At 61.0% G+C, this 15,811-nt stretch carries 15 protein-coding genes; 11 read left to right on the plus strand and 4 right to left on the minus strand.

Going from position 1 to position 15,811, the window contains the following annotated elements; all coding sequences use genetic code 11:
• Positions 1-64 precede the first annotated feature (64 nt).
• Genes thrS through ACZ1GU_RS01225 form a run of 3 tightly spaced genes read left to right on the plus strand, consistent with a single transcriptional unit; the run spans position 65 to position 3,208 of the window.
• Positions 65-2,092, plus strand: a complete 2,028-nt coding sequence (gene thrS / locus ACZ1GU_RS01215; protein ID WP_472646321.1) for a threonine--tRNA ligase — start codon at positions 65-67, stop codon at positions 2,090-2,092.
• A 30-nt stretch (positions 2,093-2,122) separates the two neighbouring features.
• Positions 2,123-2,464, plus strand: a complete 342-nt coding sequence (locus ACZ1GU_RS01220; protein WP_472648670.1) for a hypothetical protein — start codon at positions 2,123-2,125, stop codon at positions 2,462-2,464.
• Entirely contained in the window at positions 2,465-3,208 is a 744-nt protein-coding gene (locus ACZ1GU_RS01225) for a TSUP family transporter (protein WP_472646322.1), read from the plus strand.
• Here ACZ1GU_RS01225 and ACZ1GU_RS01230 read toward each other — a convergent pair.
• From ACZ1GU_RS01230 to ACZ1GU_RS01245, 4 genes are all read right to left on the minus strand, one after another.
• The gene (locus ACZ1GU_RS01230) at positions 3,205-3,963 is read right to left on the minus strand and encodes a DUF1223 domain-containing protein (RefSeq protein WP_472646323.1); all 759 of its coding nucleotides are present in this window, start codon (positions 3,961-3,963) and stop codon (positions 3,205-3,207) included. The two genes, ACZ1GU_RS01225 and ACZ1GU_RS01230, sit on opposite strands and share 4 nt — an antisense overlap.
• A 71-nt stretch (positions 3,964-4,034) precedes the next feature.
• A complete protein-coding gene (locus ACZ1GU_RS01235; protein ID WP_472646324.1) occupies positions 4,035-4,160 on the minus strand; it encodes a hypothetical protein in 126 nt (41 codons plus the stop codon).
• Between the two features lie 47 nt (positions 4,161-4,207).
• Positions 4,208-5,182 carry an agmatine deiminase family protein gene (locus tag ACZ1GU_RS01240; protein ID WP_472646325.1) on the minus strand — a complete coding sequence of 325 codons (975 nt, stop codon included), beginning with the start codon at positions 5,180-5,182 and terminating at the stop codon, positions 4,208-4,210.
• Between the two features lie 35 nt (positions 5,183-5,217).
• Positions 5,218-6,924, minus strand: coding sequence for a M28 family metallopeptidase (locus ACZ1GU_RS01245; protein ID WP_472646326.1), 1,707 nt, complete (start codon positions 6,922-6,924; stop codon positions 5,218-5,220).
• 114 nt (positions 6,925-7,038) lie between these two features.
• Between ACZ1GU_RS01245 and glnE the strand changes: the two genes are divergently transcribed.
• The 8 genes from glnE (at position 7,039) to ACZ1GU_RS01285 (ending at position 15,785) form a co-directional block, all read left to right on the plus strand.
• A complete protein-coding gene (gene glnE, locus ACZ1GU_RS01250) occupies positions 7,039-9,780 on the plus strand; it encodes a bifunctional [glutamate--ammonia ligase]-adenylyl-L-tyrosine phosphorylase/[glutamate--ammonia-ligase] adenylyltransferase (RefSeq protein WP_472646327.1) in 2,742 nt (913 codons plus the stop codon).
• A complete protein-coding gene (locus ACZ1GU_RS01255; RefSeq protein ID WP_472646328.1) occupies positions 9,777-10,250 on the plus strand; it encodes a peroxiredoxin in 474 nt (157 codons plus the stop codon). The genes glnE and ACZ1GU_RS01255 overlap by 4 nt, the downstream gene beginning before the upstream one ends.
• 30 nt (positions 10,251-10,280) lie before the next feature.
• On the plus strand, positions 10,281-11,078 hold the full coding sequence (locus tag ACZ1GU_RS01260) for a ferritin-like domain-containing protein (RefSeq protein WP_472646329.1): 798 nt from the start codon (positions 10,281-10,283) through the stop codon (positions 11,076-11,078).
• Positions 11,079-11,150: 72 nt separating this feature from the next.
• Positions 11,151-11,744, plus strand: a complete 594-nt coding sequence (locus ACZ1GU_RS01265) for a M23 family metallopeptidase (RefSeq protein ID WP_472646330.1) — start codon at positions 11,151-11,153, stop codon at positions 11,742-11,744.
• A 333-nt stretch (positions 11,745-12,077) separates the two neighbouring features.
• Positions 12,078-13,622 carry an acyl-CoA synthetase gene (locus ACZ1GU_RS01270; RefSeq protein ID WP_472646331.1) on the plus strand — a complete coding sequence of 515 codons (1,545 nt, stop codon included), beginning with the start codon at positions 12,078-12,080 and terminating at the stop codon, positions 13,620-13,622.
• The gene (locus ACZ1GU_RS01275) at positions 13,622-13,915 is read left to right on the plus strand and encodes a hypothetical protein (protein ID WP_472646332.1); all 294 of its coding nucleotides are present in this window, start codon (positions 13,622-13,624) and stop codon (positions 13,913-13,915) included. Before ACZ1GU_RS01270 ends, ACZ1GU_RS01275 begins: the two co-directional genes overlap by 1 nt.
• Position 13,916: 1 nt before the next feature.
• Positions 13,917-14,930: a cytochrome P450 gene (locus tag ACZ1GU_RS01280; protein WP_472646333.1), complete on the plus strand. Its 1,014-nt coding sequence runs from the start codon at positions 13,917-13,919 to the stop codon at positions 14,928-14,930.
• 180 nt (positions 14,931-15,110) lie between these two features.
• A complete protein-coding gene (locus ACZ1GU_RS01285) occupies positions 15,111-15,785 on the plus strand; it encodes an OB-fold-containig protein (RefSeq protein WP_472646334.1) in 675 nt (224 codons plus the stop codon).
• Positions 15,786-15,811 lie beyond the last annotated feature (26 nt).

The following is a 15,811-nucleotide window of genomic DNA, read 5'->3' on the forward strand; positions in this document are numbered from 1 at the left end:
ACCGCTCTTCAAGCGCGCGCGTGGCTGTGTCATGGGCGCATTCGCAAAGACAACGGAAGCAACGATGACCGAACTGCTCAAGATCAGCCTGCCCGATGGCACCACGCGCGAAATGCCCGCAGGCTCAACGCCCGGCGATGTCGCCGCCGCGATTGGTCCAGGCCTTGCGAAAGCCGCGATGGCCGCGCGCGTGAACGGCGAGGTGCGCGACATCATGCGCCCCTTCGATGGTGATGCCGAGCTGGAGCTGATCACGAGCCGCGACGAGGAAGACGCGCTCGAGTTGGTGCGCCACGATTACGCCCACGTGCTCGCCGAGGCGGTGCAGGCGCTTTATCCCGAAACGCAGATCACCTTTGGCCCGGCGACCGATGACGGGTTCTATTATGACGTGAAGGCGCCCGATACGCGCGAGCCGTTTTCATCCGAAGACCTGCCAGCGATCGAAGAGAAAATGCGCGCAATCATCAAGGCGGACAAGCCGCTCGTGCGTGAGGCATGGTCACGCGAACAGCTGATCGAGAAATGGGAATCGGAAGGCGAGACGTTCAAGGCCGAGTGGGCCAAGGAACTGCCTGAAGACGAGGAACTGACCGTCTATTGGTCGGGCGAACCGCGCTCAGAGGGCGCATGGCTCGATATGTGCCGCGGCCCGCATTTGGCCTCGACCGGCAAACTCGACCCCGACGCTTTCAAGCTGATGCGCGTCGCCGGAGCCTATTGGCGCGGAGACCAGCGCAACGCTCAGCTCACGCGCATTTACGGCACTGGCTGGCTCAACAAGAAACAGCTCAAACAACACCTTCACCGCTTGGAAGAAGCGGCCAAGCGCGATCACCGCAAATTGGGCCGCGAGATGGACCTGTTCCACTTGCAGGAAGAAGCGCACGGCTCCGTCTTCTGGCACCCGAAGGGCTATCGCATCTGGCGTGAACTCGAAGCGTATATGCGCCGCAAGATGGATGGCAGCGGATACCGCGAGATCAAGACGCCTCAACTGATGGATGTGCGGCAATGGACCCAGTCGGGTCACTGGGGCAAATATGCCGAGAACATGTTCGCGGTGCCCGACATCGTGCCCAATGTGGAATCCGAAGACGAAGCTGCCTCACCCAAAGTCGCCGATGACGCAGACTGGATGGCGATCAAGCCGATGAATTGCCCGGCGCACGTGCTGGTCTTCAAGCAAGGCATCACGTCCTACCGCGACCTGCCGATCCGGCTGGGCGAGATGGGCTGCTGCCACCGCAACGAACCGCACGGCGCGTTGCATGGCCTGATGCGGGTGCGCCAGTTCACGCAGGACGATGCGCATATCTTCTGCACCGAAGCCCAAGTGGTCGAGGAAGTGCGCGCTTTCTGTAAGCTCGCCGCCGAGGTTTACGAAGACTTTGGCTTCAACTTTTCAATCAAGCTCGCGCTGCGTCCTGAAAAGCGGCTCGGTTCGGACGCGGATTGGGACAAGGCCGAGCAGGAATTGCGCGATGCCGTCGCCGAAGCGGGCATGATGAACGACGAGTTCGGCTGGGAAGAGCTTCCCGGCGAAGGCGCATTTTATGCACCGAAGCTCGAATGGCATTTGACCGATGCGATCGGGCGCACCTGGCAGGTCGGCACGATCCAGGGCGACCGCGTGCTGCCCGAACGGCTTGATGCAACTTACGTGGGTGAAGATGGCGGGCGGCATCGCCCGGTCATGCTGCACCGCGCGATATTTGGTTCGTATGAGCGCTTTATCGGCATTCTGATCGAGCACTATGCCGGTCGCCTGCCCGCATGGCTCTCTCCGACGCAGGCGGTGGTCGCACCGATTGTGTCCGACATCGATGGCTATGCGAATGAGACGCTCTCTAAGCTAGAGGCGGCTGGCCTGCGCGCCGAAGCGGACCTTCGCAACGAAAAGATCAATTACAAGGTGCGCGAGCATTCTCTCGCCAAGGTTCCTTACATGCTGGTCGTCGGCAAGCGCGAGCAGGAGGAAGGCACGGTTGCGCTGCGAACGCTCGGCGAGAAAGATCAACGCGTGCTGCCGGTCGAAGAGGCGGTGGCTCTGATCAAAGAGGCCGGAACCCCGCCCGATTTGCGGGGTTAGTCTGTTCATGGACATTCGCCGGTGAAGATCATGATCATCGTGTCGTTGTTGTTGAATATCGCCGTGCTTGTGCCGGTGACATACGGCATGGCGACATCGGCTTCGTGGGTGCCGGATGCCTATGGCGCTGACACTCCGGCGCGCGGAATTCTGCTTGCGGTTTATGGCGCGATCCTGATCGCTTCGGCGGCTTTGCTCTTCAAGCCCGTTCCTGCGGCTGTTGCGGCCTTGTTGCTGGTACAGATCATCTACAAACTGATGACGCCGATTACCGTGGGCACGCTCGGCAATCCGGTGGTGCAGAGCAATTTGATGATTGCTTCGGTCCACGCGGTGACGGTCTGGCTGATCCTCTCGCGGTCCAGCAACTGAATGGAGCTCCTTGAGGGGTTCAGCTGGCTGCAGATTGGCGTTGCGGTCGCTGCGACGACCGCTGCGGGCTTTGTGCGCGGGCTGGCGGGCTTTGGCTTGGCAATCCTGATTGTGCCGGTGCTGGCGCTGGCCATGACCCCGGTCGAAGCGGTGATGATCGGCAATTTCCTGATGCTGTTTATCGGATTGCTTGAGATCAGGCGGCTGGTTCGCGATGCCGAGCGCTCGGCCTGGGTGATCAGTGGATTGGTCGCCATCACGACGGCGCCAGGACTGTTGCTGCTCGCAATCACGCCGCCGGACATCGCGCGTTTGCTGATCGCGCTGGTGGGACTATCGGCGTTTTTCCTGATGCTCTTGCCGCAAAGATCGGCGGCTGTGCCCGGCCCGGTGCAGACCGGATTGACGGGGTTAACCAGCGGGCTGCTGACCGGGTTTGCCGGCATGCCGGGACCGCCGGTGGTGCCCTATTATGTCGGGCGGGCGATCCCGCGCGACGTGGCCAAGCCGTCAATGCTGCTGATCTTCACCGCTGCATCAATCGCGGCGATTGTTTCGGGCACGGTGACGGGCGTGGTCGATCTCAGCGTGTTCGCGCTGTCGCTAGGCCTGTTTCCCGCGGTGATTATCGGCAATTGGCTTGGCGGGCTGGCGTTCGGCAAAGTCAGTGATACGGCTTGGCGCGTGTTTGTCGGCCTGGTGCTGTTTGCGGCAGCGGCGGCTTCTCTGATCCGCCTGATTTAGGGGATCCAGCGCGCGGCGAGTACGTGCCCGCCGCCCGGCTCACGCAGCACCAGCGCATATTTGTCCGCGCGGCTGTGCAGCATCTGGGGCGAGCGCAGGACGGCGGTGGTCTTGCCGCCGTTCCAATCGGCAATCTTGGTCTCGCCGAGCAGGACATTGGTATAGGTGATCGTGCGGCCGCGGTTCTCGCCTCGCCCAATCGCGACTTCCTCTTCGCTCGAAACCGCGAGCAGGATCAGCTCGGCGGGCCCGCGCGCTTCTCCGGCCAGTCCGATGCCATAGTCGCCATTGGCTGCTCTCTTTATGCGGATCGCGGCGCTCTGCGCGCCCTGGGCGAGCATGATGTGGCGCTGCGCGTGCCTTTCGCGTGAGCCAACCTCGCCGAGCTTGCCATCGACCACCAATTGCGGAGTGTAGACGCCGTTATACCCGGACAGACCCTTGCGGGCATAGGCGCGCTGGAGCGTGGTGTTTGCTTCGCGGGCGAGCGAGTCTTTCCAGCCGAGATAGTCCCAATAGGTGACCGGGCGGGAGATCACGACGAGGCCGGGTTCGCGCGCCAGTTTTGCTGCGACGCGGTCGGCGGGCGGACAGGAAGAGCAGCCCTGGCTGGTGAAGAGCTCAAGCAGGACAGGCTCGCCGAGGGTACCGGTTTGCTCGGGGGCAGCGCGCGCGGGTCTGCTGTCTGCCCCGCTAATCAGGACAAAGGCGAGCGCGAGGGTCGCGCCGACCACGGCTATAAGGCTTTTGGACATAGGCGAATTTCTCTTCTCAAACGTGTGAGAAAGAGTTCGCGCAAAGGCGCCCGGCGGTTACAAATGCGGGATCAGAGCGGGAGCGGCTGACCGGCGAGGATCAGCGCCGCGCCGCAGGCCAGCACGATCACGCCGCGCACCAGATCAAGCTGATGGTCGAGGACCTTGCTGCGAGTGAGGGCGATGGCTTTGCTCATGCCTGCAATTCTCGCGGCCAAACCCTAACGACCGGTTAAGATTAACCCTATTGGCCGTGCGAGGGCATTTGCTGGCTGGCACAGTGAAATCCGCCGCCGCCAGCCAAAACCGCATCGGCAGGCAGGCCAACCGTCTTGCGATCCGGGAAGAGCGCCGCAATCGCCGCCACGCCCGCCTCATCATGCGGCGAGCCGAAGGTCGGCACCACCACGAGGTACGTCGTGATCGCGAAATTGACATAACTCGCGGGTTCAACCTGCCCATCGCGCTCGATCCGACCCGGCGAAGGGATCGAGACCACCTCGACCCCGAACGTTTCGGCGCGGGCCTTCGCATCGGCATAGATGTGCGCGTTTGGATCATCCTCGCCCGTCGCTTGCGGCACGACCAGCCGCCCCGGCGCGACAAAGCGCGCAAGGTTGTCGACATGACCATCGGTGTGATCGTTGATCAGACCCTCGCCCAGCCACAGCACCCGATCAAAACCCAGCATCCGCTCAAGCTCGGCCTCTATCTCCGCGCGGTTCATACCCGGGTTACGATTGGGGTTTAGGAGGCACTGCTCGGTCGTCGCAACTAACCCCGTGCCATCGCCATCCACCGCGCCGCCCTCGAGCACCATCGGCGATGTCTCGAGCGGCAGTCCAGCTTCACGCGCCAGCTCTGCGCCGATGCTTTCATCGCCCGGCATCTCATACTTGCCGCCCCAGCCGTTAAAGCCAAAGCGCCGCGCCGATCCATCGGAGAGCACCAGCGGTCCAGTGTCGCGCAGCCAGACATCGCCAAAGACGCGCCGCTCGAGCGACACTGCGCTCGAAACCAGCTCGCGCGCTCGCGCCTCATTGGCATCGTCTCGCACGAGCAGACGCGCGGCCTGTCCGCTCGCCGCAACAGCATTGGCAAAACCCGCGATTTGCTCCTGCGCGCGCTCCAGCACGCCTGGCCATTCCTCGGCCAAATGCGGAAAGCCGATCCACAACCAGTCCTGCGGTGCCCATTCAGGTTGCATACGGATGGTCATGGACCGGCTCTCGCTAGTCAGTCAGATCGAAAAGCTCAGCAGCCCTTTTCGGCGCTGGCGCAGCTTTCGTCGCGGGTGGCCTTGAACTCGTCACCCTCGTTCCAGTTTGGCCAGCTGCTGCTTTCCGCCATCATCCGGCCAATGCGATAGAACAATTGCAAATCGCCCATCACGCCAGACCAGTCCCACTCTTCGTTGAACTCGTCTTTCGGCCCGTGATAGCGGTTCTCGGTATAGTCCTTCGCCACCGCAGCGCCAGCAGCGGTTCCGCCTTCGACGAGGTCTTCACCGCCGTCGATATAGAGCATTGGCACGCCCTGCTTGGCAAAAGCAAAGTGGTCAGAGCGATAATAATAGCCTGCTTCCGGTTTCGGATTGGGCGTCGCGGTGCGGCCATCGGCAACCAGAGCGGCTTCCATGAACAGGTCGAGTTGCGATTTGCCCGGGCCAACGACGGTCACGTCCTTCGCCGGGCCAGCAACCTGAAACGCATCCATATTGATGCCGCCTACCGTCTGATCGAGTGGATAGACGGGGTTGGAGGCATAGTAATACGCGCCAAGCAGGCCCGATTCCTCAGCCGTCACAGCAAGGAAGACGAGGCTGCGCTTGGGTGCGCCTGCCTTGGCATGCGCTTCGGCTAGAGCGACAAGCGCCGCCGTTCCGGTCGCATTGTCGACCGCGCCGTTGCAGATGTCATCGCCATCAGGCGCTGGCTTACAGCGGCCCAGGTGATCCCAGTGCGCGGTGTGAATGACATATTCATCCGGCGCTTCGCTGCCCGGCAGAATGCCGATCACGTTCTGCGATTCGAACGTGCGGATGTCGTTTGCAAAGCTGGTCGAGGCGGTCATGCCCAGCTCAACTGCTTCAAACTCTTCCGTCTTCGCCGCTTCGGTCAGCGCGTCGAGATCCTGACCTGCTGCGGCGAGGATTTCACGAGCGACCTCCTTCTGGACCCAGCCATTCATGGTGGTGAGCGGCGGCGGGTTTTCACCACGCGCGGCGTAGGCTTGTGGTCCGGACCAGCTGCTCTCGACAACATTCCAGCCATAGCTGGCCGGTTCGGTGTCGTGCACGATGAGGACTGCGGCTGCGCCTTGGCGTGCAGCTTCCTCGTACTTGTAGGTCCAGCGACCATAGAATGTCATGGCGCGGCCATTGAACGTGCCTTCCAGCCCGTCTGTTTCATAGTCGGGATCGTTGACCAGCACGACCACAGTCTTGCCCGTCACATCGACGCCTTCGTAATCGTTCCAGTCACGCTCTGGCGCGTTGATGCCGTATCCGACGAACACCATTTCGCTGTTGGCGAGCTGCGTCTGCGCTTCCTCGCGATAGGTCACGCCGACCCATTCGCTGCCGAAATCATAGACGAGATCGGTCTCGCCATTGGTGATGGTGAGCGGGGCGAAATTCTTGCCGGTGATTTCGACCAGCGGAACCTGTTGCACCCAACTGTCGCCATTGCCCGGTTGCAGGCCTGCGGCTTCAAAGCGCTCGGTCAGCAGGGCGACGGTCAGCTCTTCGCCCTTGGTTCCGGGCATGCGGCCCTCGAACTCGTCGCTCGACAGCTCGCGGGTGATGTCTTTCATGGTCGCTTCGGACAATTCTCCGGGTTCAACCTCGGGAATGTCGAGCGCAGGTGCGCTGTCACCGCCAAGCGACGGCATGCTGTCGCACGCGGTCAGCGCCAATGCACAGGCGGCAATCGTGCCAAGCTTCAAGGCTTGTTTGATCATTTCAGGTGATTCCTCTCATCCAGAATTCTGCGCGCATCCTTTGCAGAGCGCGCCCGCGCCCGCAAGGTGTGATGCTTGCTGGCGTCATGCTTGCAGCAAGGGGCTTCGCGCGCCATGAGGCGGCGTATGGAGCGCGCAATGCACTTTGGCGGATCACCCGATTGGGACAGCGCACTGTCGCGCGCAAACGCGCATTCGCCCTTCCTCGTGCGCGGGTTGGAGCGCATGCCCGATCTCGCCGACTTGCTGGTGAGTGGCGATGGCGAAGGTGCGATTGTCTGGGCCAAAGGTGCAGGGGACGATGCGCCCGATCTGGGCGCAGCCTTGCGGCGTGAGCGTGTTGCCTTGTCGGTGGCGCTCGGCGTGGGCGATCTGGCTGGAGCTTTCACGCTGGAGCGCGTGATGCGCGAGCTTTCTGATTGCGCCGACCGGGCGCTGCACCGTGCGATCATGCAGGTGATAGATGAGCGGGTCGAAGGCGCGTCGCCCGATGGTTTCTATGCGCTGGCGCTAGGCAAGCAGGGCGCGTACGAGCTCAATTATTCCTCCGACATTGATCCGATCCTGCTGTTCGATCCGAAGACATTGCCGCGAAGAGCGCGCGATGATCCGGGCGAAGCAGCGGCGCGATATGCACGCGGTGTCGTAAAATTGCTGTCGGAGAACACCGCTGAAGGGTTTGCATTCCGGGTCGATTTGCGGCTCCGCCCGGCGAGCGAGGTCACGCCGCTGGCTATGGCGCAGGGTGCGGCGCTGTCGCACTATCAAAGCGCGGCTTTGGCATGGGAGCGCGCAGCCTATATCCGGTCGCGCGCGGCGGCGGGCGATATCGCGGCGGGCGAAAAGTTTCTCGACGAAGTGAAACCGTTTGTCTGGCGACAGGCGCTCGATTTTGGCGCGATCGAAGAGATCCGGCGGCTGACCGCGCAGATCCGCGCAAATTATGAGGGCACGAAAACACCGGGACCGGGCTTTGATGTGAAGCGCGGGCGCGGGGGCATTCGCGAGATCGAGTTTTATGCGCAGACGCATCAGCTGATCCATGGCGGGCGTGATCAGAGCCTGAGGGTGAAGGGCACGCGCGATGCGCTCGATGCCTTGGCGCTGTCGGGGCGGATTGAGGCGGATACCGCCGACATGCTCGGGGTTTCCTATAGTCGCCTACGCGTGATCGAGCACCGGCTGCAGATGGTGCATGATCGCCAGACGCACGTGCTGCCGCGCGGGGAGGCGCTGGATGGGGTTGCGCGGCTCGATGGGCTGGCTGATGGCGCGGCTCTGGTGGCGGAGCTGCAAGAGATCACTGATAGGGTCGGTGCGGCCTATGATGCGTTGATCGGGGATGCGGTGAGTTCCGCTCCGCCAGCTCCGGTCGCGCCGCAAAAGCCTGAGTTGGCCGAGCGGTTGGGCGATCTGGGCTTTGCCGATCCTGATGAGCTTGCGGGGCGGATTTCTGCCTGGCGCGATGGCCGCTACCAATGCTTGCGATCGAATGAGGCGCTGGCGGCATTCGATACTTTACAGCCGAAACTGGTCGATGCTTTGGCCGAGGCGGATGATCCGCAGCGCGCGCTGACGCGGTGGGAGAGTCTGCTGGCCGGCGCTCCGTCGGCGATCAATCTGTTCCATTTGCTTGCTGCGCGCCCACGTCTGTTGCAGCAATTGGTAGGGGCTTTGACTTTGTCTCCGATGTTGGCGGACGAGCTGGCGCGGCGGCCTGAATTGCTCGATGCGCTGATTGATGAAAGCGCCTTGGAGCTACCGGGGACGGTGGCGCAGATTGCCGAGCGGATGCGGCGCGGGGCAGCGCGCGATGATTACGAAGCGCAGCTCGATTGCATCCGGGTGCTGACCGGCGAAGCGCGTTTTGCGCTGGGTGTACAATTGATTGAGGGGCTGGCGGACCCGCTGGCGATTGGCGCGGCCCTGTCGCGTGTGGCGGAGGCCGCGTTGGAGGTGGCAGCGGAGGCTGCGGGCCGGGAATTTGCCCGTGTGCACGGCGTGATCGCTGAAAACGAGCTCTGCGTGTTAGGGCTGGGGCGGCTGGGCGGTGGGGCGCTGACGCACGCATCCGATTTGGACATTATCTATCTGTTTTCAGGCGATTTTAGTGCCGAATCCGATGGTGGGAGGCCGCTCGGCGCGACGCTCTATTTCAACCGTTTGGCAAGCCGCATAAGCGCAGCTCTATCTGTGCCTACCGCGCAAGGCGCGCTCTATGAGGTTGACACGAGATTGCGCCCGCAAGGCAATCAGGGACCGCTCGCGGTGAGCCTTTCTGCTTTTGCAAAATATCAGCGCGAAGCCGCCTGGACCTGGGAACATATGGCCTTGGCCAGAGCGCGGGTTCTGGTCGGCTCTGATGCCGCGCGTGATGAGCTCAATGCGATTGTTCTCGGCGTGCTGTGCCAAGAGCGCGATCCCGACAAGCTGCGCGAAGACGTGCTCCATATGCGTAGCGAAATGGCGCAGCATAAGCCTGCGCGCGGCCCTCTCGATATCAAGCTGCTGCGCGGCGGCCTGGTTGACTACGAATTCCTGATCCACTTCCTGCAATTGCGCGATGGACAAGCGCTCGATCCTGATTTTGCCGTCGCGCTGCCGATGCTCACCGAAGCAGACGTCATCCCGCGCGCCATGATCGACGCCTATGATCTGATGACGCGGTTCCTCGTCGCAGGCCGCTTGCTCGCACCTGACGGGAAAGAACCGCCGCCTGCCGCCGCGGCGGCCTTGGCCCGGGCTTGCAATGCGGAAAGCTATGACAATCTCTTGCAAGGTCTTACCGAGGCGCGGCAAGAGGTCGCGCGCAGCTGGGACGCGATTCTCGGATGCAAATTGGAGATTGAAGAATGAGCGATTTTGCTGGTGTTGGTGATGCGATGCCCGATATGGAAATGGGAACACCCGATGGCGGGACGGTCAAGCCGTCCGATTTCGCAGGCAAGAAGCTCGTCATCTTCTTTTACCCGAAAGACAACACGCCGGGCTGCACGACCGAGGCGAAGGACTTCACTGCGCTTAAAGGCGAATTCGCTAAAGCTGGTGTCGAGCTGCTCGGCGTGAGCAAGGATAGCGCGAAGAAGCACCAGAACTTTATCGCCAAGCACGATCTCACCACGCCGCTCGCGACCGATGCGGAAGAAGGCGGCCTGTCGGATGCGCTCGGCATCTGGACTGAAAAGCAGATGTACGGAAAGACCTATATGGGCATGGTCCGCACCACCTATTTGGTCGGCGCGGACGGAAAAATCGCGCAAGTCTGGAATAAAGTGAAGGTCAAAGGCCACGCCGAAGAAGTGCTCGCGGCAGCCAAGACGCTTTGACGTCACTTTTGAAGCGATAGCCTTCTGACCATGCCTTCAACCAGCCTCTCTGCTGCGATCCGCGAGGCATTGCTCACGGCAGAACCGGTTGCCAAATGCTTTGCCACTCGCAAATTGGTACGCGACTGGCGCAAGGGCGACCTCGCGTTTGAATTCGCCGCGAAGATGCCCGACGAGCCCGCCCGGCCCGAGCATCCCGAATTGCTGCCACCCAACCAAATGCCCAAGCGCGGCAAAGGCGGGTCGGAGGCGAAGCGCGTCGCCTTGTGGCACAGCCTCGCACATATCGAGTTCGTCGCGATCGACCTCGCACTCGATATGGCCGGACGCTTTGGCGAGGAAATGGGCGAGCAATTCGTTTCCGATTTTCTCAGTGTTGCAGCAGATGAAGCGATGCATTTCGCGCTGCTCGATCGAAAGCTGAAGACGCTCGGCAGTCATTATGGCGCGCTGCCGGCACATGGCGGTCTGTGGGAGGCAGCTGCTTCGACCAAGCATGACGTCGCAGCGCGTTTGGCAATCGTTCCGATGGTGCTGGAGGCGCGCGGTCTCGACGTCACACCGGCGACGCTGGAACGAGTGCGAGCAGCGGGCGATGAGAACGGCGCAAAAATTCTTGAACGCATACTTGACGACGAGATTCGCCATGTCGCATTTGGGACCAAGCACTTTATCGCACTGGCCAAATCCCAGGGGAAATCGCCAGAATCGCTCTGGAAATGGTTAGTAAAGTCTTACTTTCGGGGCTCACTTAAGCCTCCATTCAACGACTCAGCGCGTCTTGCAGCCGGTCTATCGCGAGACTTCTATTCCGAAGTTGCTCTTTAACATTTCGGCTGGAAGACACCCTTTTCCACAAGCCGAGGCAGAACTTTGCCTCAAAAAAGGGCCGGGTCCAATATGAACACGCTTTTGCAGCGTCGCACATTCAAAACAGTTGCCAGCGCGTTGAGCGCGACTTTTGTAGTCGCTGCTTCGCCTGCTGCTGCTAACACCTCAGCGAACACCGCTGCGGTCGATGTCACGGAGCCGCTTCGCGCTGCGCAAGAAGACAATCTGACATCGGGCGATGTACGCTTCCGTCAATTGTTTGCCAGCTGGGAATCGCTCGATGAAGCAGGGCCGAGCGCGCCCGCGCCGCAGCCTTCGATTGCTATCCCTTCGCGGATGCCTCTGGGCGGCGCGACATTGACCAGCGGTTATGGCATGCGCAACCACCCGGTTCTGCGCAAGCGTCGCAAGCACAACGGTGTAGACCTCGCTGCTCCGACCGGAACGCCGGTTTACGCGACGGCTGACGGGATCGTCGGCAAGGCGCAGTGGTTCTCGAGCTACGGTCTTTACATCCGCATCGATCACGGTGCAGATCTCGAAACACGGTACGCTCACATGTCAAAGCTGGCCGTCGCCGCCGGAGAGCGTGTGCGCAAAGGCGATATCATCGGCTACGTCGGTTCGACCGTACCGTTCGACTGGACCTCACCTGCATTATGAAGTGCGGATCGATGGGGTTGCGGTCAATCCGATTCCCTATATGGTAGAGACACAAGCGCAGGTCAGCTACGAGCAAGACGCTGCTCGCGGCGGCAACTAAGCCCAAGCTTACAGCGCTCTGAAGAGCTTGCCCGCGATCATACGCGGGCCGGACATTGGAGAGGGTGTCCGAGTATGGGCGGCGGGTTTTCCCGCCGCCTTTTTTCATGTCCGTATTGCCAGTCGAGCAGAGCGAATTTGACATTCGTCCGATTTGACTTGCGGGCGGCAATTCGCGGGTTAGGTTTTGTCTCACAACCGATGACCAGAATCGGTCACGTGGGAGAGACATGAATGAGCTTGCATCCAATCGTGCACGCACAAAACAAGCCCGATCATCCGGCGGTGATCATGTCGGGCAGCGGAAGAACCATCACCTATGGGGAGATGGATACGCAGGCGAACCGCTTTGCCAACCTGCTGCGCGAACGCGGAGTTGGCGAACATGATGCCTTTGCGGTGCTGCTTGAAAACCGGATCGAATATTTCACATTGATATGGGGGTCGCAGCGCTCTGGCGCTTTGCTGGTCCCGATTTCGACCCGGCTTACGGGACCCGAGATCGCATACATTCTGCGCGATAGCGAAGCGAAGCTGCTGATCACCTCCACCGGCTTTGCCGATGTGCTGGATGTGGTGCGCGGCGAATGTCCTGGACTTGACCTGCTCGTCATGGATAGGGGCGATGCGCAGGACTTTGCCGCTGCGCTTGAAGCGCACAGCAGTGAGCCGCTCGCTGATCAGAGCGCAGGGCTCGTCATGCTCTATTCGAGCGGCACGACCGGGCGTCCCAAGGGCATCCGTCCCGCTCCGCCCGAAAATCCCGATCCGCTTTCGCCCAACCCGCTGATGGCGCTGGCCATGATGGGCGCAGGAATGCCCGCTGATGGGTCGATGGTCTATCTCTCGCCCGCTCCGCTCTATCACGCTGCACCGATTGGCTGGTGCTCTACGGTGCATCGCCTCGGCGGCACTATCATCGCGATGGAGAAGTTCGAGCCCGAGGCCGCGCTTCAGGCGATTGAGACTTACAAAGTGACGGACAGCCAATGGGTGCCGACCCATTTCGTGCGCTTCCTCAAGCTCGATCCGGAGATCCGCGACAAGTATGATCTGTCGAGCCACCAGCGCGCGCTGCACGCGGCGGCGCCATGCCCTGTTCCGATCAAGCAGCAAATGATCGATTGGTGGGGCCCGATTGTGAACGAGTATTATGCAGGGAGCGAAGGCATCGGCATGACGCTGGTCAAGGCCGAAGACTGGCTGGCCCATCCAGGCACGGTTGGACGCGCAATCTATGGCACGCTCCACATTTGCGGGCCCGACGGAGAGGATGTGCCTGCGGGGGAGGATGGTCTTATCTATTTCGGAAACGACACCCTGCCGACATATCACAACGATCCAGACAAGACCGCTGACGCGATGCATCCCAAGGGCTGGATGACGCTGGGCGATATCGGTCATGTCGATGAAGAGGGCTTCCTGTTCCTTACTGACCGCAAGAGCCACATGATTATTTCGGGCGGTGTAAACATCTACCCGCAAGAGATCGAGAATCTGCTGGTGACCCACGATAAGGTGATGGATGCAGCAGTGATCGGTGCACCGTGTCCTGACCTGGGCGAGAAAGTGATCGCCGTCGTGCAACCGATGGCAATGGATGATGCGGGCGAGGCGCTGGAGGCGGAATTGCGCGAATTCCTCGCGCCAAACCTGTCCAAGATCAAAATGCCCAAGCTGTTCGACTTCCGTCCCGACCTGCCGCGCGAGGCCAATGGCAAACTCTACAAGCGCGAGCTGCGTGACGAATTCGAAGCGAAAGCGCGGGAGAGCGCATAATGGCTAGTCCGGCGGTCCTTTCCACCGAGGACGCCAAGGCCGTCATCGATCCACACGCTTATGCGGAGTGGGATGGATTGCTCGACACGTTCGATCGCATCCGCGCTGATCAGCCTGTCGCCAAGGTTATTCCAGAGGATGAGGCGCTGTTCGATCCGTTCTGGCTGATCACGCGCTACGATGATGTGATGCGGATTTCGAAGGATAACCGCACTTTTCTCAACAATCCGCGGTACGGTCGTTTTCAGCTTCAAGCAAGCGATCGAGTTCAGCCGCGCTGCCACCGGATCTAACATGCTGGTGGATTCGCTCGTGGTGTTCGACGCGCCGATCCACCCCAAATATCGCAAGCTGACCCAGGAATGGTTCATGCCGCGCAATCTGGCGAAGATTGAGGGCGAAATCCGCGCGATTGCCGATCGCACCGTCGATGCGCTGCTCGAAGCCGCTGACGCAGCGCCGGCCAATGTGGTCGATTTCGTCAAATTAGCCTCCGGCCCCTATCCGCTCCATGTGGTGATGCAGATCCTCGGCGTGCCGGAATCAGATGAGCCGCGTATGCAGATGCTTACCCAGCAGCTGTTTGGCGGACAGGATGCCGACCTTTCCGGCTCGGGCATGGAGAACATGACGCCCGAACAGGTGGTGCAGCTGGTCGCGGGTGCGGTGAAAACCTTCGAGGATTATTTTACGCAGCTGGCCGAACAGCGCCGCGCCAATCCGACCGATGATGTCGCGAGCGTAATCGCCAATGCAATGGTGGACGGCAAGCCGCTACCCGACCGCGATATGGCGGGCTATTACATCATCGTCGCAACTGCGGGACACGACACGACCAGCGCCTCGACCGCCGGCGCGATGATGGCGCTCGCCAACGATCCTGAGCAATGGGCGCAGGTAAAGGCTGATCGCAGCCTGCTTCCCGGCATTGTCGAGGAGGCCATCCGCTGGACCTCACCCGTGCAGCACTTCATGCGCACGGCGGCTGAGGATGTTGAGATCGGCGGACAGCAGATCAAGGCGGGTGATTGGATGATGATCAACTACGTCGCTGCCAATCACGATCCGGCGCAGTTCGACGATCCCCGACGCTTTGACGCAGCGCGATCACCCAACCGGCATTTGGCGTTCGGAGCAGGCGCGCACCAGTGCCTCGGCCTGCACTTGGCGCGGCTCGAAATGCGCATCCTGTTTGAGACGTTGCTCGATCGGATTGAGCGGGTGGAACCGGCGGGAGAAGCAAAGCGCGCGACCAGCACATTCGTTGGCGGGCTGAAGACTTTGCCGCTCAAAATCCTCGGCAGCTAATCCTATGATATGGGGTCGAAACGCAACAAAACAAGATCCGATGCGCAACAATCGAATGTTTGAAGTATTTTTGCGAAACTTTGTACGATTTTCCTGTTATTTGCATGCAACTTGTGTTAATCATCCATTCATGGGAAAAACTAAGAACAGGGGCGTTGCCATTGGTGCAGCGGCGAGCCGTTGAGCCTGCTTGAACCACACAATCTGCCGTTTGCGGTGGCAATCGGGCTGCTCGTTTTCATCGCAATTATGCAGGTTACAGGTCTCGGCGATCTGTTCGAAGCTGGCGATGCCGATATGGACTTTGCGCCTGATGGTGGCGGCTTCGACATTGATGCGGAGCTCGATCCGGCCGATGCCGTTTCAGCCAATGGCTTCATGGACGGATTGCTGAGCCTGATTGGGCTAGGCAAAGTTCCGTTTCTTATCTGGCTGGCCATGCTGCTGGTGGTGTTCGCCGGTATTGGAGTGAGTGGACAGGCACTTGCCCAGAATCTTCTCGGCGCGCCGTTCGACGCACTAGCTGCGGGCGGTCTCGCTGGAATTGCCGCGCTGCCGATCAACGGAGTGCTTGTCCGGCCTCTCGGCGCAATCCTTCCCAAAGATGAGAGCTCCGCGATCCATACCAGCAATCTGATCCGTCGCGATGCGGTGATCCAGACAGGCACTGCCCGCGCCGGATCGCCCGCGCGCGGCAAAGTCACCGACCAGTTTGGCCAAGCGCACTTCGTAATGGTGGAGCCGCATGATCCTGATCTGGCATTCAGCGAAGGCGAGACCGTGCTGATCGTGCGCCGCGATGGCGAGACATTCTACGCTATCCGCTACGAGAACCCGCTGCTCGGACCAGAATAGAAAGACGAAAACAATCTGCGCGACAC

The sequence above is a fragment of the Erythrobacter sp. HA7-11 genome, assembly GCF_055693605.1.

Excerpts from the sequence above, each read along its gene's own strand:
- ACZ1GU_RS01265 (WP_472646330.1), top strand. The coding sequence starts at position 11,151 with ATGAACACGCTTTTGCAGCGTCGCACATTCAAAACAGTTGCCAGCGCG.
- ACZ1GU_RS01260 (WP_472646329.1), top strand. The coding sequence starts at position 10,281 with ATGCCTTCAACCAGCCTCTCTGCTGCGATCCGCGAGGCATTGCTCACG.
- ACZ1GU_RS01235 (WP_472646324.1), bottom strand. The coding sequence starts at position 4,160 with ATGAGCAAAGCCATCGCCCTCACTCGCAGCAAGGTCCTCGACCATCAG.
- ACZ1GU_RS01275 (WP_472646332.1), top strand. The coding sequence starts at position 13,622 with ATGGCTAGTCCGGCGGTCCTTTCCACCGAGGACGCCAAGGCCGTCATC.
- ACZ1GU_RS01220 (WP_472648670.1), top strand. The coding sequence starts at position 2,123 with ATGATCATCGTGTCGTTGTTGTTGAATATCGCCGTGCTTGTGCCGGTG.
- glnE (WP_472646327.1), top strand. The coding sequence starts at position 7,039 with ATGAGGCGGCGTATGGAGCGCGCAATGCACTTTGGCGGATCACCCGAT.
- ACZ1GU_RS01240 (WP_472646325.1), bottom strand. The coding sequence starts at position 5,182 with ATGACCATCCGTATGCAACCTGAATGGGCACCGCAGGACTGGTTGTGG.
- ACZ1GU_RS01245 (WP_472646326.1), bottom strand. The coding sequence starts at position 6,924 with ATGATCAAACAAGCCTTGAAGCTTGGCACGATTGCCGCCTGTGCATTG.
- ACZ1GU_RS01230 (WP_472646323.1), bottom strand. The coding sequence starts at position 3,963 with ATGTCCAAAAGCCTTATAGCCGTGGTCGGCGCGACCCTCGCGCTCGCC.
- thrS (WP_472646321.1), top strand. The coding sequence starts at position 65 with ATGACCGAACTGCTCAAGATCAGCCTGCCCGATGGCACCACGCGCGAA.
- ACZ1GU_RS01270 (WP_472646331.1), top strand. The coding sequence starts at position 12,078 with ATGAGCTTGCATCCAATCGTGCACGCACAAAACAAGCCCGATCATCCG.
- ACZ1GU_RS01255 (WP_472646328.1), top strand. The coding sequence starts at position 9,777 with ATGAGCGATTTTGCTGGTGTTGGTGATGCGATGCCCGATATGGAAATG.
- ACZ1GU_RS01280 (WP_472646333.1), top strand. The coding sequence starts at position 13,917 with ATGCTGGTGGATTCGCTCGTGGTGTTCGACGCGCCGATCCACCCCAAA.
- ACZ1GU_RS01225 (WP_472646322.1), top strand. The coding sequence starts at position 2,465 with ATGGAGCTCCTTGAGGGGTTCAGCTGGCTGCAGATTGGCGTTGCGGTC.